The sequence below is a fragment of the Pseudomonas oryzicola genome (genome assembly GCF_014269185.2).
GTDB lineage: Bacteria > Pseudomonadota > Gammaproteobacteria > Pseudomonadales > Pseudomonadaceae > Aquipseudomonas > Aquipseudomonas oryzicola.
On sequence record NZ_JABWRZ020000002.1, the window covers coordinates 281,386 to 298,603 of the forward strand.

Genomic DNA, 17,218 nt, shown 5'->3' on the forward strand with positions numbered 1-17,218 from the left:
CAGGCATTTCCCCTCCAAACGATTGCGGCCTAGGCTGAAGGTAGAGGAGCCCGCTGCATCGGTGGAGGCACGTTGCCCGACCACTCGTTGTATGTTTAAACAAAATATTGCCACTAAAAAGGCTTGTTTTCTATCGGCCAGTGAATAATCTTGTAATTCCAACAACAAAACCGTTTCAGTGAAGCTCCTTTGTGCCACAGGTTTCACTCGGACTGCCAGAGGTACTGCCATGACTTTACGCATCGCCATCAATGGATTCGGCCGCATCGGGCGCAACGTCCTGCGCGCACTGTATACCCAAGGCTACCGCCAGGACCTGCAGGTCGTCGCCATCAATGACCTGGGCGACAGCGCCATGAACGCCCACTTGCTCAAGTACGACAGCGTGCACGGCACCTTTGACGCCAGCGTCGAGGCTGACCACGAAAGCCTGACGGTCAATGGTGACCGTATCGCCGTCAGCGCCATCCGCAACCCGGCCGAACTGCCCTGGAAGGCCGAGGCGATCGACGTGGTGTTCGAATGCACCGGGCTGTTCACCGAGCGCGCCAAGGCTGCCGCGCACCTGGCTGCGGGGGCAGGCAAGGTGATCGTCTCGGCACCCGCCAAAGGTGCCGATGCCACCGTGGTATACGGCGTCAACCATGACATCCTGCGGGCCTCGCACCAGGTCATTTCCAACGCCTCCTGCACCACCAACTGCCTGGCGCCGATTGCCCAGGTGCTGCACCGCGAGTTCGGTATCGAGCAAGGCCTGATGACCACCATCCATGCCTATACCAATGACCAGGTGCTGACCGACGTGTATCACGGCGACCCGTACCGCGCACGCTCGGCGACCCAGTCGATGATCCCCAGCAAGACCGGGGCCGCCGAGGCCGTAGGCCTGGTGCTGCCGGAACTGGCCGGCAAGCTGACCGGCATGGCGGTGCGCGTGCCGGTGATCAACGTGTCGCTGGTGGATCTCACCGTCAACCTCCGACGCGAGGCCACGGCCGATCAGGTCAACCAGCTGTTCCTCGAAGCCAGCAAGCATTCGCGGGTACTGGGCTACAACGCCTTGCCGCTGGTTTCCTGCGATTTCAACCACAACCCGCTGTCGTCGATCTTCGATGCCAACCATACCCGGGCCAACGGGCGCATGCTCAAGGTGCTGGCCTGGTATGACAACGAGTGGGGCTTCTCCAACCGTATGCTGGATAACTGCCTGGCGCTGTGCCGGGCACGCTGAGTAGGCCGCGGCATTTTCGCCGCCTGTGAGATAGAGCGCCGCGCGGCGGCGCTCTATCTCACAAATACAAAAAACTCCCTCATGCGCCCCACACTCACAATCTTTACCTTTTCCTAACATTTCCAAACTTGACCTATGGCGCGGATGATAAGCATTATCATCAACCCTTCATCGGCCAGGTCCCATCGTGAGTCAGTCCCGGTTCAACTCCGTCTTCCTCGTCCAGCGCCTTTCCTTGCTGCGCACCCTGCAGCGCATGGTCGGCAACCCGACCACGGCCGAGGACCTGTTGCAGGAGACTTACCTGCGCGTATCCCGCGCCCTTGCAGAGCGGCGCGTCGAACACATCGAACCGTTCGTGTTCCAGACCGCGCGCAACCTGGCCCTCGATCACCTGCGCGCACGCCGGGTGCAATCGCGCATGCTGGTCGACGACGTACCCGACGAGGTGCTGCATAGCGTGGCCGCGCCGGCCACCAGCAGCGAAGATGCCGCCCATGCCGAACAGTTGCTCAAGCAGCTGAGCGTCAGCCTTGGCCAACTGAGCGAACGCCAGCAGCGCATCTTCATCCTCAGCCGCCTGCATGGCGCCACCTATCTGGAAATTGCCGAACAACTGAAGGTTTCGCCCAGCACGGTGCAGAAGGAACTGAAACTGATCATGGCGATATGCATGGGTGTTGCCGACCGGCTCAAGTGAGGCAATGCAAAGCCCTTGCTACTACCCGCCCCAGCCTTGATCATTCGCAAAAAAAAGGACCATTCAGGGATTTACCGTGACCGATAGCCCCGCTCCCCGCCCGACACCCGCCGGGCCCAGTGCCCGTGCCCGTGCTCGTGCCATGGACGAGGCGCTGGACTGGCTGGTACGCCTGCAATGCGCCGATGCCGAGGATACCCTGGCCTTCGAAGCCTGGCTGAGCGCGGCGCCAGAAAACGCCGAAGCCTATGTCGAGGCAGAAGCCCTGTGGCATGGCGCGCCGCTGCGACAGGTGGCCGCGCAGATGCATCAGCAACAGCGCCGGTCGTGGCGCGGGCGCCTGCGCAGCCACTGGAAACCGCTGGCTACCGCCGCGCTGCTGCTGGTCGGGCTGTGCACCTTTGGCAACCTGCCCCTGCGCCTGCAGGCCGACCACCTCACCGTGGTCGGTGAACGCCAGCGCCTGCAACTGGACAACGGCACCAAAGTGTTGCTCAACACCGATTCGGCGTTCGCCAGCGAGTACCGTGAAGGCCGCCAGATTGCCCGCCTGCTGCAAGGCGAGGCCTATTTCCAGGTCGCCGAGGGTGCGCGGCTGCCGCTGGAAGTTCAGGCCGGGCCGCTGCGCGCGCAGGTGCGTGACACCGACTTTGCCGTGCGCTACCTCGGCGGCGAGGCACAAGTGCGGGTGCAACGCGGCGATGTCGACCTGCAGGGCACCCGCGACCAACGTATCCGCTTGCGTGCCGGCGATAGCATCAGTATCGGCCCCCATGGCTTTGGCCAACGTCAGCGCCCCGACATGCGCAAGGACCTGGCCTGGGTCGATGGCCGCCTGGTGTTTGAAAACTGCCCGCTCAGCCAGGTGCTGGCGGAGCTGCGGCGCTACTACCCAGGCTGGATCATCAATCGCAACACGCAACTGGAAAACATGACGGTGACCGGCAACTACCGCCTCGACCAGCCCCTGGAAACCCTGCGCGCGCTGGCCCACATCACCTCGGCCCGGCTGCATGAGTACCCGGCGCTGGTCATCCTGAACTGATCCGCAAATCTGAAGCCCGACACGCTCCCTGTGGGAGCGGGCGTGCCCGCGAACACGGGCAACGCCCGTGCCATCCACCGCGGTGCCTGTTTCGCGGGCGTGCCCGCTCCCACAGAAATCGCGATACAGACCGCCAGAGCGCAATCCAACTTTTTTTACGCAGTAACGCTACCCCGCCCGTCTCGTTATAGCCAATGCGACTGATTCTTGTTCCAACACAGGAACAGCCAACACCTATAACAGCCCGCGCGTCAGGGAGCGCTTCCGATGTCCACAGGTCTTACCCGCCCCTCCACCCTTCCCCGTCGTACAGGGCCACTGTCCCTGCTGACCCTGGCCCTGCTCGCCAGCGGCACCTGCAGCCTGCCGGCGCTAGCAGTCGAGCCGGCCCCGGCCAGTAGCCCGCGCATGGGCGAATACCGCTTCAACATCGGTCAACAATCGCTGGTGACGGCCATGAATGCGTTCAGCCAGGTCACCGGCTGGCAGGTCGGCTTCAGCGCCGAACTGGCCGATGGCATAGTCTCGCCAGGGGTGCAGGGCTCGCTACTGCCGGAAGCCGCACTCAAGCGCCTGCTGCACGGCACCGGCCTGGGCCTGCGCAAGATCGGCAACGGCAATGTGGTGCTCGAACGCCAGGCTGGCAGCAACGTGGTCGCGCTGCAGCAAGTCACCGTCAGCGCCACCCGCAGCGCCCAGGACGTCAGCCAGGTGCCGAGTACCGTCAGCGTGCAGACCCGCGAACAACTGGACCGGCAGAACGTCAACACCATCCACGACCTGGTGCGCTATGAGCCAGGTGTGTCAGTGGCTGGCACCGGCCAGCGCAGCGGCCTGAACGGCTACAACATCCGTGGCATCGACGGTGAGCGAATCCTTACCCAGGTCGATGGGGTGTCGATCCCCGACAGCTTCTTCTATGGCCCCTACGCCCAGACCCAGCGCAACTACGTCGACCCGGAAATCGTCAAGCGCGTGGAAATCCTTCGCGGCCCGGCCTCGGTGCTGTACGGCAGCAACGCCATCGGCGGCGCGGTCAGCTATTTCACCCTCGACCCGGACGACATCATCAAGCCCGGCAAGGACGTGGGCGCCCGCCTGAAGAGCGGCTACAGCTCGGCCGACGAAAGCTGGCTGACTTCCGCCACTGTCGCCGCTCGCCAGGGTGACTTCGACAGCCTGCTGCACCTGAGCCAGCGCAACGGCCACGAAACCGAGACCCACGGCGGCCACAGCGGCGCCGGGCTGTCGCGTAGCGAAGCCAACCCGATGGACGCGCGCACCACCAATGTGCTGGCCAAGCTGGGTTGGGATTACGCCGAAAATGCTCGCCTGGGCTTTACCTACGAGCACTACAAGGATGACCGCGACCAGAACATCCTCAGCGCGGTGGGCGGGCCGTTCATCGGCGGCGCCAATGGCATGGGGTTCTACAAAGCGCGCACCGGCAACGACACCATTACCCGTGAGCGCTTCGGCATCAGCCATGAGTCAGGCCTGGAATCGCATGTTGCCGACCACCTGAAGTGGAGCCTCAATTACCAGATTGCCAAGACCGACCAGCACACCGAGGAAATCTACGCCCCCTTCACCCGCCAGGTGCTGCGCACCCGCGATACCACCTACAAGGACCGCCAGTGGGTGTTCGACGCGCAGTTGGACAAGGCCTTCAGCATTGGCGCCAGCGACCATCTGCTGACCTACGGCACCACCCTCAGGCACGAAAAGGTTACCGGCTCGCGCAGCGGCACCGGTACCTGCCTGGCCGTTGGCGCAGGTTGTTCCGCGGCCGGCGCTGACCGCCCGGCCGATGGCCAGGCTCTGGTCAGCGATTTCCCGGACCCGACCGTGAACACCTACAGCCTGTTCCTGCAGGATGAAATCCGCTGGGACGACTGGACCTTCCTGCCCGGTGCCCGCTACGACTACACACGCATGGAGCCAAGGTTCACCGAGGAATACCTGCGCGGCCTGGAAGCCACCGGTACAGCGCCGACCTCCCAGGACGACTCCGCCAGGAAGTGGCACCGTGTCTCGCCCAAGTTCGGCCTGACCTACGCCTTCAATGCCAACTACACCTGGTACGGCCAATACGCCGAAGGCTTCCGCACGCCGACCGCCAAAGCCATGTTCGGGAAATTCCAGAACCTCGAACAGGGCTACCGCGTGGAAGGCAACCCAGGCCTCGAACCGGAGAAGAGCAAGAGCTACGAAACCGGCCTGCGTGGCAACTTCGATGCCGGCAGCTTCGATGTGGCGGTGTTCTACAACAAGTATCGCGACTTTATCGATGAAGACGCCGTGCAGAGCGCCAACCTGGAACAGACCTTCCGCGCCAATAACATCAAGCACGCCACCATCAAGGGCGCCGAGTTCAAGGGCCGCCTGAACCTCGACCGCTTCGGCGCACCGCAGGGCCTTTATGGCCAGGGCTCGATTGCCTACACCTACGGCCGCAACGATGACACTGGCGCGCCGCTGAACAGCGTCAACCCGCTCAAGGGCGTGTTCGGCCTGGGTTACGAACAACAACACTACGGCGGCCTGCTGAGCTGGACATTGGTCAAGCGCAAGACCCGCGTCGATGACAGCACCTTCTATTCGCCCGACGGCTCCAGCAGCAAGTTCCGCACCCCAGGCTACGGGGTGCTGGACCTGACCGGTTACTACAAGGTCACCGACGATGTGACCATCAACGCCGGCCTGTACAACCTCACCGACAAGAAGTACTGGCAGTGGGATTCGGTACGCAGCTACGACGGCCAGGGTGAAGCGGCCGTGACCCAGCCGGCCAACATCGACCGCCTGACCATGCCGGGGCGCAACTTCGGCATCAATGTGGTTTGGGATATCTGACCCCTTGCGCCTGTGCCGGCCTCTTCGCGGGCTTGCCCGCTCCCACAGATACTGCGCAAGCCTTGGGCCTGCGATGAACCTGTGGGAGCGGGCATGCCCGCGAAGAGGCCAGTACAGGCAACACGAAATCCCGATTTTTTTACTGTCCCACCCCCGCTATTTCGTCTTGTCCCTAGACGCCCCTTTTCCAAGGACTGCCCCATGACCGACCGCCCAGCCCTGCGCTCCCAACGCCTGAACCAGATCACCCATGCCCCGCACGCCGAGCTGGATGCCCTGGTCAAATCCCACGCGCCCTTCGATAGCCGCGACAGTTTTGCCCGTTTCGTGGTCGCCCAATACCTGTTCCAGGCCGAATTGCAGGCCCTGTACAACGACCCGCAACTGACCGCCATCGTCCCCGACCTGGCCCAGCGCTGCCGTGCCGAGCAGGCCCGCCAGGACCTCGCCGACCTCGACACCGACGTGCCGCCAGCCGTGCCAGGTGCCTTGCACAATCCAGGCCTGGGCGAGGCAATGGGCTGGATCTTCGTCTCCGAAGGCTCCAAACTGGGCGCGGCGTTTCTGATCAAGCGCGCCATGGCCCTGGGGCTGTCCGACAGCTTCGGTGCTCGCCACCTCGGCGAGCCGGCCGGTGGCCGGGCCGAAGGCTGGAAACAGTTCACCCGTATTCTCGATGGCCTGGCGCTGTCGGCCGACGACGAGACTGCCGCCGAGCGCGGCGCAGTGGCTGCCTTCGAGCGCTTCACCGAGCTGCTCAGGCACGCCTATGCTACAGATGCCGCACTGGCTTGATACGCCATACCCGGCCACCCTGTCGGTGGTCGAACCGCTTTTTATGCAGTGAGACCATGACCCGACCCGCCCGCTCGAAACTCGCCCGCCTGCTGTATGCGATCCTGGCTTATGTCAGCCTGGGCGTGGGCCTGGTCGCGATTGCCATTCCCGGCCTGCCGACCACCGAATTCATTCTGCTGGCTGCCTGGGCGGCTACCCGCAGTTCGCCACGGCTGTCGGCCTGGCTGGAAAACCACCGGCTGTTCGGGCCGATCCTGTACAACTGGCGCAATGGCAAGGTGATCCAGCGGCGAGCAAAAGTGAGCGCGACACTCAGCATGCTGCTGTGCGCGGGCCTGATGCTGGCGCTGCTGGAACACCACTGGCCGGTGTACCTGGCCATTGCCGGCATGACCTTGGGCAACCTGTGGATCTGGTCACGCCCGGAACATCCTTGCCCGGCCCGATCACAAGCTCAGCAGCCCTGAGTACAGGGCGTAGGCGGCTAACGCGGCGCCTGCCAGCACAGCGGCGAAAATCAGTTTTTCCCAATGGGTGAACAAGCTCTGGCCCTGTTCACGTTTGGCCCTGGCGAACAGGATTACCCCTGGGGCATAGAGCAGCGCCGACAACAACAGGTACTTGAGGCCACCAGCGTAGAGCAACCAGATGGCATACAGCAGGGCAACCAACGCCACCAGCAGGTCCTTGCGGCGCAGCGCCGATTGCCCGGCGTAGGTTTCTGCGCGCACCGCCAGCAGCACGGCGTAGGCCGCCGACCACAGATAGGGCACCAGAATCATCGACGAGGCCAGGTAGATCAGGCTGGTGTAGGTTCCAGCGGAAAACAGCGTGATCAGCAGAAAACCCTGGATCATGCAGTTGGTCAGCCACAGCGCGTTGGCCGGCACATGGTTGGCGTTTTCCTTGGCCAGGAAACGCGGCATGGTCTTGTCCCGCGCCGTGGCGTAAAGGATCTCGGCACACAGCAGCGCCCACGATAACAGCGCGCCGAGTAGCGAAACTGCCAGGCCGATGCTGATCAGCAGAGCGCCCCAGGGCCCGACGATATGCTCCAGCACCGAGGCCAGCGACGGGTTCTGCAACCCGGCCAGCTCCGGCTGGGTCATCGTGCCCAAGGACAGCACGTTGACCAGCACCAGCAGCGCCAGCACGCCGAGAAAGCCGATCACCGTGGCCTTGCCCACATCCGAACGGCGCTGGGCACGCCCGGAATACACGCTGGCGCCTTCGATGCCGATGAACACGAACACGGTCACCAACATCATGTTGCGCACCTGCTCCAGCACGCTGCCGAACTGCGGGTTGCCCAGGCCCCAGATATCCCGGGTGAAGATGTCGGCACGGAAGGCGAATATTGCAATAACCACGAAGATCAGCAACGGCACGACCTTGGCCACGGTGGTCACCTGGTTGATGAACGCCGCTTCCTTGATGCCGCGCAGCACCAGAAAATGCACCGCCCACAGCAGCAGCGAGGCACAACCGATGGCAATCGGCGTGTTACCTTCGCCAAACACGGGGAAATAGAACCCCAAGGTGCTGAACAACAGCACGAAGTAGCCGACGTTGCCCAGCCAGGCGCTGATCCAGTAACCCCATGCCGAAGAGAAGCCCATGTAATCGCCAAAGCCGGCCTTGGCGTAGGCGTATACCCCTGAGTCCAGCGCCGGCTTGCGGTTGGCCAGGGTCTGGAACACGAATGCCAGCGCCAGCATGCCGACCGCGGTAATGGCCCAGCCGATCAGCACAGCCCCCACTTCCGCACGCGCCGCCATGTTCTGCGGCAGCGAGAAGATCCCACCACCGATCATCGAGCCGACCACCAGCGCGATCAGCGCGCCCAGGCGCAGCTTCTGTCCCGGTTCGCTCATGTGTCTCCTTTTCTTGCGCGCTGTCACAGGTTTGAAACAGCCATGCGGGCCATATAAGTAACATTACTTATAATCTTCCCGGTGTAGAAAGCTATAGCACTCATAACTGCTTTGTCTATGACACGCTTATGGAAAAATCGGCAGCTACCGGGCAACTAGAAAAGCGCCCGGTAAAACTCGAAATTCCTGCAAAAAAATTTGCGAAAGCGGCAAAAAAGGCTAGCGTCAAGCATCGCAGGCTGTACAGAGCGTTTGCTCTAAAAGGACATGGAGGTGCCAGCGCGCAAGGCCTGCAGCAGAAGCTGTCGGCACTCTCCAGGAGTACCGTGAAGGTATTTTCGCACTTCACGTCGCCATGAACTGACCCAAGTCAGCGTATGGCAGCGGCGTCGGATTTACTCTGTCGTCAACTTTCTCCTGGCAGGAGTTGTTAAATGTCTGATTCATCCGGAAAACTAAAGCTCGGCGCATTAGTTGCACTTGTCGTCGGTTCGATGATTGGTGGCGGGATCTTCTCGCTGCCGCAAAACATGGCAGCCAGCGCGGGGGTCGGCGCAGTACTGATCGGCTGGGCCATCACCGCGGTCGGCATGCTGACCCTGGCGTTCGTGTTCCAGACCCTGGCCAACCGCAAGCCTGACCTGGATGGCGGGGTGTATGCCTACGCCAAGGCCGGTTTCGGCGACTACATGGGCTTCTCCTCGGCCTGGGGCTACTGGATCAGTGCCTGGCTGGGCAACGTCGGCTACTTCGTGCTGCTGTTCAGCACCTTGGGCTACTTCTTCCCGATCTTCGGTGAAGGCAACACCCCGGCTGCCATCATTGGCGCCTCGGTGCTGCTGTGGGCAGTGCATTTCCTGGTGCTGCGCGGCATCAAGGAAGCGGCATTCATCAACCTGGTCACCACCATCGCCAAAGTGGTGCCGCTGGTGCTGTTCGCCCTGATCTGCCTGTTCGCCTTCAAACTCGACATATTCACCGCCGACATCTGGGGCCTGGGCACGCCCGAGCTGGGCAGCGTGATGAACCAGGTACGCAACATGATGCTGGTCACCGTGTGGGTGTTCATCGGCATCGAAGGCGCGAGCATCTTCTCGGCGCGGGCGGAAAAACGCACCGACGTGGGCAAGGCCACGGTGATCGGCTTCGTGACCGTGCTGCTGTTCCTGGTACTGGTCAACGTGCTGTCGCTGGGCATCATGACCCAACCGGAACTGGCCAAGCTGCAGAACCCGTCGATGGCTGCCGTGCTGGAACATGTAGTCGGCCACTGGGGCGCGGTACTGATCAGCGTCGGCCTGGTCATCTCGCTGCTCGGCGCCCTGCTGTCGTGGGTGCTGCTGTGCGCCGAGATCATGTTCGCCGCCGCCAAGGACCACACCATGCCGGAGTTCCTGCGCCGCGAGAACGCCAAGCAGGTACCGGCCAACGCCCTGTGGCTGACCAACGCCATGGTGCAGATCTTCCTGGTGATCACGCTGTTCTCCAACAGCACCTACCTGTCGCTGATCTACCTGGCCACGTCGATGATCCTGGTGCCCTACCTGTGGTCGGCAGCCTATGCCGTACTGCTGGCAGTGCGCAGTGAAACCTACGAACAGGCCCTGGCCGAAAGGCAGAAAGACCTGGTCATCGGTGGCATCGCCCTGGTGTACGCCATCTGGCTGCTGTACGCCGGCGGCGTGAAATACCTGCTGCTCTCGGCCCTGCTCTACGCACCTGGCGCGATCCTGTTCGCCAAGGCCAAGCGTGAAGTAGGCCAGCCTGTCTTTACCAACGTGGAAAAACTGATCTTTGCAGCCGTGGTCATCGGTGCCCTGGTGGCAGCCTTCGGCCTGTACGACGGCTTCCTGACCCTTTGACCCACGTCTTCGCTCAATTGGAGGAATGAAACCATGTCCGCTGAAAAACAGAAGTACGGTGTCCACTCCGAAGCCGGCAAACTGCGCAAAGTGATGGTTTGCTCGCCGGGCCTGGCGCACAAGCGCCTGACGCCGAGCAACTGTGACGAGCTGCTGTTCGACGACGTGATCTGGGTCGACCAGGCCAAGCGTGACCATTTCGACTTCGTCACCAAGATGCGCGAACGTGGCGTGGATGTGCTGGAGATGCACAACCTGCTGACCGACATCGTCCAGCAACCCGAAGCGCTGAAGTGGATTCTCGATCGCAAGATCACCCCCGACACCGTCGGCGTCGGCCTGACCAACGAGGTGCGCAGCTGGCTGGAAAGCCTCGAGCCGCGCCATCTGGCCGAGTTCCTGATTGGCGGCGTTGCCGGCCAGGACCTGCCGCAAAGCGAAGGTGCCGAGGTGGTCAAGATGTACAACGACTATCTGGGCCACTCCAGCTTCATCCTGCCACCGCTGCCCAACACCCAGTTCACCCGTGACACCACCTGCTGGATCTACGGCGGCGTGACACTGAACCCGATGTACTGGCCGGCGCGACGTCAGGAAACCCTGCTGACCACTGCCATCTACAAGTTCCACCCCCAGTTCACCAACGCCGACTTCCAGGTGTGGTACGGCGACCCGGACAGGGAGCACGGCCAGTCCACCCTCGAAGGCGGCGATGTCATGCCGATCGGCAAGGGCATCGTGCTGATCGGCATGGGCGAGCGCACCTCGCGCCAGGCCATCGGCCAGTTGGCGCAGAACCTGTTCGCCAAGGGCGCGGTGGAAAAGGTCATTGTTGCCGGCCTGCCCAAATCGCGTGCCGCCATGCACCTGGATACCGTGTTCAGCTTCTGCGATCGCGACCTGGTCACGGTCTTCCCGGAAGTGGTCAAGGAGATCGTGCCGTTCATCATCCGCCCGGACGAGAGCAAGCCATACGGCATGGACGTGCGCCGCGAACACAAGTCGTTCATCGAGGTGGTGGGCGAGCAACTGGGCGTCAAGCTGCGCGTGGTCGAAACCGGCGGCAACAGCTTCGCCGCCGAACGCGAACAGTGGGATGACGGCAACAACGTGGTGGCCATCGAGCCGGGGGTGGTCATTGGCTACGACCGCAACACCTACACCAATACCCTGCTGCGCAAGGCCGGGATCGAAGTCATCACCATCAGCGCCGGTGAACTGGGCCGGGGCCGGGGCGGCGGCCATTGCATGACCTGCCCGATCGTGCGCGACCCGATCGACTACTAACGACCATACCCCCGGCCGCCCACACCCAGCGGCGGCCGGTGCGTTCACCAAACTCAAGGAGACAAGTCATGGCGTTCAACATTCACAACCGCAACCTGCTCAGCCTGGAACACCACACCACCCGTGAGCTGCGCTACCTGCTGGACCTGTCCCGCGACCTCAAGCGCGCCAAGTACACCGGCACCGAGCAACAGCACCTGAAGGGCAACAACATCGCGCTGATCTTCGAAAAAACTTCCACCCGTACCCGCTGCGCCTTCGAAGTGGCCGCCTATGACCAGGGCGCCAACGTCACCTACATCGACCCGACCTCCTCGCAGATCGGCCACAAGGAAAGCATGAAGGACACCGCCCGTGTGCTCGGGCGCATGTACGACGCCATCGAGTACCGTGGCTTCAAGCAGGAAATCGTCGAGGAGCTGGCCAAGTTCGCCGGCGTACCGGTGTTCAACGGCCTGACCGACGAATACCACCCGACCCAGATGATCGCCGACGTGCTGACCATGCGCGAGCACAGCGACAAGCCGCTGCACGACATCAGCTATGCCTACCTGGGCGATGCCCGCAACAACATGGGCAACTCGCTGCTGCTGATCGGCGCCAAGCTCGGCATGGACGTACGCATCGCCGCGCCCAAGGCACTGTGGCCGCATGACGACCTGGTCGAGCGTTGCCACAAGTACGCCGAGGAAAGCGGCGCGCGTATCACCCTCACCGAAGACCCGGTGGCCGCGGTCAAAGGCGTGGACTTCGTGCACACCGACGTCTGGGTATCGATGGGCGAGCCGATCGAGGCCTGGGGCGAGCGCATCAAGCTGCTCAAACCGTACCAGGTCAACACGCAACTGATGAAGTCCACCGGCAACCCGCGGACCAAGTTCATGCACTGCCTGCCGGCGTTCCACAACTCCGAAACCAAGGTGGGCAAGCAGATCGCCGAACAGTATCCGGACCTGGCCAACGGTATCGAAGTGACCGACGACGTGTTCGAGTCGCCGGCCTGCATCGCCTTCGAGCAGGCAGAAAACCGCATGCACACGATCAAGGCGATCCTGGTGTCGACCCTGGCTGACCTGTAAGTCTGGTCCGTCTGCCGGGAAGTGAACGGTACCTGTGGGAGCGGGCATGCCCGCTCCCACAGGGAAACCACCCGCCTCCGTGCAGCGACCGCTCAATTTCGTTAAAGGACATTCCCCATGCGTATCGTTGTTGCATTGGGCGGTAACGCCCTGTTGCGTCGCGGCGAGCCCATGACCGCTGAGAACCAGCGCGCCAATATCCGCACCGCCACCGAGCAGATCGCCAAGATCCACCCTGGCAATGAACTGGTCATCGCCCACGGCAACGGCCCGCAAGTCGGCCTGCTGTCGCTGCAAGGGCTTTCCTACAAGCCCGACGAGGCCTACCCGCTGGATGTGCTCGGTGCCGAGACCGAGGGCATGATCGGGTACATGATCGAGCAGGAACTGGGCAACCTGCTGGACTTCGAAGTGCCGTTCGCCACCCTGTTGACCCAGGTGGAAGTGGACGCCGACGACCCCGCCTTCAAGGACCCGACCAAGTTCATCGGCCCGGTGTATGCCAAGGATGAGGCCGAGCGCCTGGCCAAGGAGAAAGGCTGGGTGGTCAAGGCCGACGGCGACAAGTACCGCCGCGTGGTGGCCAGCCCGAAACCCAAGCGCATCTTCGAGATCCGCCCGATCAAGTGGCTGCTGGAAAAGAGCAGCATCGTGATCTGCGCCGGCGGCGGCGGCATCCCCACCATGTACGACGAAAACCGCAAGCTCAAAGGTATCGAGGCGGTGATCGACAAGGACCTGTGCTCGGCCCTGCTGGCCGAGCAACTGGATGCCGACCTTTTGATAATCGCCACCGACGTCGATGCCGCCTACATTGACTGGGGCAAACCCACGCAGAAAGCCATCGCCCAGGCCCACCCCGACGAACTCGAGCGCCTGGGTTTCGCCGCCGGCTCCATGGGCCCCAAGGTGCAGGCTGCCTGCGATTTTGCCCGCCACACCGGCAAGGTGGCGGTGATCAGTTCGCTGGAAAACATCGAGGACATCGTCAAAGGCACCGCCGGTACACGCGTTTCCACCGCGAAGCCGGGTATCAGCTACCGTTGAATGCAGTGGGCGGGCGCCTGATGCCCGCCATTTTCGACCTTCCAAAGGAGCTTGCCATGGCCCAGTACCACCCCGGTCATGTACACATCGAGCGCACCGCGCTGAACAAGAACGACCACAGCTATGACCTGAACATCGAATACGAGGCAGCGTCGGACCCCAAGGAAGGCAGAGGCATCCAGTTTCACATGCATGGCAGCATCGAGGGCAAGCCAGTGGAAGAAAAGTTCTTCCTGGCCAAGGACCAGGTGCTACCCAGTTTTCTCATGGTCCTGAGCCGCAAGGCCCAGTCATACTTGGCGCCGCCGAAAAAATTCGAAAGCCTGGGTTCGCCGCACAAACTCTACGACCATATGTTCTCGGATATTCGCGAAAAACTCGATGTGAAGTCGGGCGACCCGATCAAGCCTGAACATCTGGAGTGATGCCACCATCCGGGGCCGCTCTGCGGCCCCGACGATGTTAAGGCATACTACCCTCCTCCCCAGCCACCACCGCAGCTCCCCATGCGCATCCACGTCAGCTTCATCGACCGCGTCGGCATCACCCAGGAAGTCCTTGCCCTGCTCGGTGCCCGCAACCTCAACCTGGACGCAGTGGAGATGGTCCCGCCGAACGTCTACATCGACGCACCCACCCTCAGCCCCGCCGTGCTCGAAGAACTGCACGACGCGCTGTTCGAGGTACAGGGCGTGCAATCGGTGGATGTAGTCGACATCCTTCCCGGCCAACGCCGCCACCTGCAGCTCGATGCGCTGCTGGCGGCAATGAGCGATCCGGTACTGGCCGTGGACAGTGCCGGCAAGGTGCTGTTGGCCAACCCGGCGTTGATCGAACTGTGCGGCCGCGAATCCGCAGGGCGCTCGGTGGGCGAGCTGTTCGGCGACCCGGCACTGCTGCAGGCGCTGCAGGACAACAACTTTCATCTGCCCATGCGCGAGATGCAGCTCAATGGGCAGAGCCTGCTGCTGGACGCCACGCCGATCACCAATGCCGGCGGCCTGCTGACGCTGTACCCGCCCACGCGCATGGGCGAACGCCTGTCGGCCCTGCACCACGATCATGCCGAGGGCTTCGATGCCTTGCTCGGCGAGTCGCCGGCCATTCGTACCCTCAAGGCCCGCGCCCTGCGTGTGGCGACGCTCGATGCGCCGCTGCTGGTGCATGGTGAAACCGGTACCGGCAAAGAGCTGGTAGCCCGCGCCTGCCACGCCATCAGCAGCCGCCACGCGGCGCCTTTCCTGGCCCTGAATTGCGCCGCACTGCCCGAGAGCCTGGCCGAAAGCGAACTGTTCGGCTACGCCCCGGGCGCTTTCACCGGCGCGCAACGAGGTGGCAAGCCCGGGCTGATGGAGCTGGCCAACCAGGGCACGGTGTTTCTCGATGAAATCGGCGAAATGTCCCCGTACCTGCAAGCCAAGCTGCTGCGTTTTCTCAGCGATGGCAGCTTCCGCCGGGTAGGCGGCGACCGCGAAGTGAAGGTGGATGTACGCATCATCAGCGCCACCCACCGTGACCTGCAACGCATGGTCGCCGACGGCAGCTTCCGTGAAGACCTGTTCTACCGCCTCAACGTGCTCAACCTGCAGGTACCGCCGCTGCGCGACCGAGGCCAGGATATCCTGATGCTGGCGCATTTCTTCATGCAACAGGCCTGCACGCAAATCCAGCGTCCGCCCTGCCGGCTGGCCCCGGCGACCCATGCCGCACTGCTGGCCAACCCTTGGCCAGGCAACGTGCGCCAGTTGCAGAACGTGATTTTCCGCGCTGCCGCCATCTGCGAGGGCAATCTGGTGGATATCGGCGACCTGGATATCGCCGGCACTTCGGTGGCACGTGGCCAGGATGGCGAAGTGACCAGCCTGGAGCGGGCCGTGGCCGATTTCGAGCGCGAGTTGCTGCAACGCCTTTACACCAGCTACCCATCGACACGGCAACTGGCCGGGCGCTTGCAAACCTCGCACACCGCCATTGCCCAGCGCCTGCGTAAATATGGAATACCGGGCAAGGCTTGATCGAATGTTCTTCAGCCCGCTCCCAGAGCCTCCTGCAGCACCTGCTCAAGGATTGCAAAACACTCCTTTATGTGGGCCTGCTTCAGGGCCTGAGGGCGGGTAACCATGTACACATCCATGTCTGGCAGACGCAGCTCCGGGAACAGCTCGATCAGGTCGTTCGCCAGTATCCTCGGCAGTACGGCAACCCCCATGCCCCGTCTCACCGATTCGAGTTGTGCGGTGAACGAACTCACGCGTATCGGCGCCCGGTCCAGCCCCCCTGCCTTTGCCGCACGCAGTTGCGGTAGTGCGTCCAGCGGCGGCAGCAGGCCGATATTGACCGCCGTCGCCGGAGTAACGTCCGGACACCCCTGCAGATAACCAGCAGCGGCGAACACGCCATAGCCAAGCCGCCCTATGGGCCGATAGATCAGTGAGGGCTCGCCCAGGTGGACCGTGCGCACGGCAATGTCCGCCACCCCGCGGGCGATCTTGTGAAAGTCGGCGGTCACGGTCAGTTCCACTGAACAAGCCGGGTGCAGGCAGGTAAAGCGCTTGGCCGCCTCCAGCACGCAAGTCGAGAAGCCGTCACCCGCGCTCACCTGGACGGTGCCAGAAAGTTCGCAAGACAGCTCGGCTGCGCCGGTACGCGTTTGCCGGCGCAGGCCAGCTTCCGCTGCCAGGGCTACTTCGACCAGCGATTGGCCCCGTGAGGTCAGCCGGCAACCTTCTACCCCCCGCTCGACGAGCGGTTCGCCCAACGCGGCCTCAAGCTGGGTCAGGCGACGCGACACGGTCGACGCCGCGATTCCCAGCAATTCGCCTGCACGAAGAAAGCTGCCACGCCGCGCTACTGCCAGCAGCAACCGAAGATCATCCCAGTTTTCTTGCAATGCCATATGCCCTGGACTCTCCCTGGTCTGCAAATATGCAAAGCGATTATGCAACAGCCGCTGTTTTTCGACAGCATGCGCGGGGGTACCTTGAACCATCTCTGAACGGATGGAATGGAATGCATGATGACTGGCCCCGAGGACTATGCCCTGCGTGCCGCCAACGCCTTCAACCAGCGCGATGTGCAAGGGCTGCTGGCATTGGTTGATGAAGACTTCGTTTACCTGGATGGCATGACCAGGCAAACCGGACGTGAAGCGATGCGTGCCCGCGAGATGGCGCTGTTCAGCGCATTCCCTGATGCCCAGGTGGCCCTGACCCCCTTCATGGTCTCGGACGATCGGCTGGCAGTGACTGCCGTCCTGACCGGCACCTTCAGCGCCCCACTGTGGCTGCCAGCAGGGGTGATCGTTCCGGCCCACGGGCGTCGGGTCTGCGTGCAGTATGCGGCCCACTTCACCTTCAGAAACGGCCTGGCGGTTCGCGAAACGGTATTTTTCGACAGCGCCACGTTGCAGCCGTCTGCCGAACAGGCCGAGGGTTGAGCC

Annotated in this window: 16 protein-coding genes; 14 read left to right on the forward strand and 2 right to left on the reverse strand. The window is 62.8% G+C overall.

Features of this window, described 5'->3' with window-relative positions; translation table 11 throughout:
- Positions 1-229: 229 nt before the first annotated feature.
- The 6 genes from gap (at position 230) to HU760_RS19380 (ending at position 7,097) form a co-directional block, all read left to right on the forward strand.
- Entirely contained in the window at positions 230-1,231 is a 1,002-nt protein-coding gene (gap, locus tag HU760_RS19355) for a type I glyceraldehyde-3-phosphate dehydrogenase (protein ID WP_186673246.1), read from the forward strand.
- 187 nt (positions 1,232-1,418) lie between these two features.
- On the forward strand, positions 1,419-1,931 hold the full coding sequence (locus tag HU760_RS19360; protein WP_186673248.1) for an RNA polymerase sigma factor: 513 nt from the start codon (positions 1,419-1,421) through the stop codon (positions 1,929-1,931).
- 76 nt (positions 1,932-2,007) lie between these two features.
- Positions 2,008-2,976 (forward strand): FecR family protein, encoded by a 969-nt coding sequence (locus HU760_RS19365; protein ID WP_186673249.1) that lies wholly within the window; start codon positions 2,008-2,010, stop codon positions 2,974-2,976.
- A gap of 267 nt (positions 2,977-3,243) precedes the next feature.
- Positions 3,244-5,832 carry a TonB-dependent receptor gene (locus HU760_RS19370; RefSeq protein WP_186673256.1) on the forward strand — a complete coding sequence of 863 codons (2,589 nt, stop codon included), beginning with the start codon at positions 3,244-3,246 and terminating at the stop codon, positions 5,830-5,832.
- A 201-nt stretch (positions 5,833-6,033) separates the two neighbouring features.
- On the forward strand, positions 6,034-6,627 hold the full coding sequence (locus HU760_RS19375) for a biliverdin-producing heme oxygenase (RefSeq protein ID WP_186673258.1): 594 nt from the start codon (positions 6,034-6,036) through the stop codon (positions 6,625-6,627).
- A gap of 56 nt (positions 6,628-6,683) precedes the next feature.
- Positions 6,684-7,097 (forward strand): YbaN family protein, encoded by a 414-nt coding sequence (locus tag HU760_RS19380; RefSeq protein ID WP_186673260.1) that lies wholly within the window; start codon positions 6,684-6,686, stop codon positions 7,095-7,097.
- On the opposite strand, the gene arcD (HU760_RS19385) is transcribed toward HU760_RS19380, so the two are convergent.
- Positions 7,077-8,504 carry an arginine-ornithine antiporter gene (arcD, locus tag HU760_RS19385; protein WP_186673262.1) on the reverse strand — a complete coding sequence of 476 codons (1,428 nt, stop codon included), beginning with the start codon at positions 8,502-8,504 and terminating at the stop codon, positions 7,077-7,079. The two genes, HU760_RS19380 and arcD (HU760_RS19385), sit on opposite strands and share 21 nt — an antisense overlap.
- 128 nt (positions 8,505-8,632) lie before the next feature.
- On the opposite strand from arcD (HU760_RS19385), the gene HU760_RS19390 reads away from it, so the two are divergent.
- The 7 genes from HU760_RS19390 (at position 8,633) to gcsR (ending at position 15,794) form a co-directional block, all read left to right on the forward strand.
- Positions 8,633-8,863 carry a hypothetical protein gene (locus HU760_RS19390; protein WP_186674052.1) on the forward strand — a complete coding sequence of 77 codons (231 nt, stop codon included), beginning with the start codon at positions 8,633-8,635 and terminating at the stop codon, positions 8,861-8,863.
- A gap of 75 nt (positions 8,864-8,938) precedes the next feature.
- Positions 8,939-10,366, forward strand: a complete 1,428-nt coding sequence (gene arcD, locus HU760_RS19395; protein ID WP_186673264.1) for an arginine-ornithine antiporter — start codon at positions 8,939-8,941, stop codon at positions 10,364-10,366.
- A gap of 33 nt (positions 10,367-10,399) precedes the next feature.
- The gene (gene arcA, locus HU760_RS19400) at positions 10,400-11,653 is read left to right on the forward strand and encodes an arginine deiminase (RefSeq protein WP_186673266.1); all 1,254 of its coding nucleotides are present in this window, start codon (positions 10,400-10,402) and stop codon (positions 11,651-11,653) included.
- A gap of 68 nt (positions 11,654-11,721) precedes the next feature.
- Positions 11,722-12,732, forward strand: a complete 1,011-nt coding sequence (locus HU760_RS19405; RefSeq protein ID WP_186673268.1) for an ornithine carbamoyltransferase — start codon at positions 11,722-11,724, stop codon at positions 12,730-12,732.
- 117 nt (positions 12,733-12,849) lie between these two features.
- Entirely contained in the window at positions 12,850-13,779 is a 930-nt protein-coding gene (gene arcC / locus HU760_RS19410; protein WP_186673274.1) for a carbamate kinase, read from the forward strand.
- A gap of 56 nt (positions 13,780-13,835) precedes the next feature.
- Complete coding sequence (locus tag HU760_RS19415) at positions 13,836-14,204, forward strand: DUF5064 family protein (RefSeq protein WP_186673276.1); 369 nt, start codon at positions 13,836-13,838, stop codon at positions 14,202-14,204.
- Positions 14,205-14,285: 81 nt separating this feature from the next.
- The gene (gcsR, locus tag HU760_RS19420; RefSeq protein WP_186673278.1) at positions 14,286-15,794 is read left to right on the forward strand and encodes a transcriptional regulator GcsR; all 1,509 of its coding nucleotides are present in this window, start codon (positions 14,286-14,288) and stop codon (positions 15,792-15,794) included.
- A gap of 11 nt (positions 15,795-15,805) precedes the next feature.
- Here gcsR and HU760_RS19425 read toward each other — a convergent pair whose 3' ends face one another.
- A complete protein-coding gene (locus HU760_RS19425; RefSeq protein ID WP_186673280.1) occupies positions 15,806-16,675 on the reverse strand; it encodes a LysR family transcriptional regulator in 870 nt (289 codons plus the stop codon).
- Between the two features lie 117 nt (positions 16,676-16,792).
- Between HU760_RS19425 and HU760_RS19430 the strand changes: the two genes are divergently transcribed.
- On the forward strand, positions 16,793-17,215 hold the full coding sequence (locus HU760_RS19430) for an ester cyclase (RefSeq protein WP_186673282.1): 423 nt from the start codon (positions 16,793-16,795) through the stop codon (positions 17,213-17,215).
- Positions 17,216-17,218: the final 3 nt, after the last annotated feature.

Coding starts and splice junctions, on each gene's coding strand:
- gap (WP_186673246.1), top strand. CDS start 230: ATGACTTTACGCATCGCCATCAATGGATTCGGCCGCATCGGGCGCAAC.
- HU760_RS19370 (WP_186673256.1), top strand. CDS start 3,244: ATGTCCACAGGTCTTACCCGCCCCTCCACCCTTCCCCGTCGTACAGGG.
- HU760_RS19375 (WP_186673258.1), top strand. CDS start 6,034: ATGACCGACCGCCCAGCCCTGCGCTCCCAACGCCTGAACCAGATCACC.
- HU760_RS19380 (WP_186673260.1), top strand. CDS start 6,684: ATGACCCGACCCGCCCGCTCGAAACTCGCCCGCCTGCTGTATGCGATC.
- arcD (WP_186673262.1), bottom strand. CDS start 8,504: ATGAGCGAACCGGGACAGAAGCTGCGCCTGGGCGCGCTGATCGCGCTG.
- HU760_RS19390 (WP_186674052.1), top strand. CDS start 8,633: ATGGAAAAATCGGCAGCTACCGGGCAACTAGAAAAGCGCCCGGTAAAA.
- arcD (WP_186673264.1), top strand. CDS start 8,939: ATGTCTGATTCATCCGGAAAACTAAAGCTCGGCGCATTAGTTGCACTT.
- arcA (WP_186673266.1), top strand. CDS start 10,400: ATGTCCGCTGAAAAACAGAAGTACGGTGTCCACTCCGAAGCCGGCAAA.
- HU760_RS19405 (WP_186673268.1), top strand. CDS start 11,722: ATGGCGTTCAACATTCACAACCGCAACCTGCTCAGCCTGGAACACCAC.
- arcC (WP_186673274.1), top strand. CDS start 12,850: ATGCGTATCGTTGTTGCATTGGGCGGTAACGCCCTGTTGCGTCGCGGC.
- HU760_RS19415 (WP_186673276.1), top strand. CDS start 13,836: ATGGCCCAGTACCACCCCGGTCATGTACACATCGAGCGCACCGCGCTG.
- gcsR (WP_186673278.1), top strand. CDS start 14,286: ATGCGCATCCACGTCAGCTTCATCGACCGCGTCGGCATCACCCAGGAA.
- HU760_RS19425 (WP_186673280.1), bottom strand. CDS start 16,675: ATGGCATTGCAAGAAAACTGGGATGATCTTCGGTTGCTGCTGGCAGTA.
- HU760_RS19430 (WP_186673282.1), top strand. CDS start 16,793: ATGATGACTGGCCCCGAGGACTATGCCCTGCGTGCCGCCAACGCCTTC.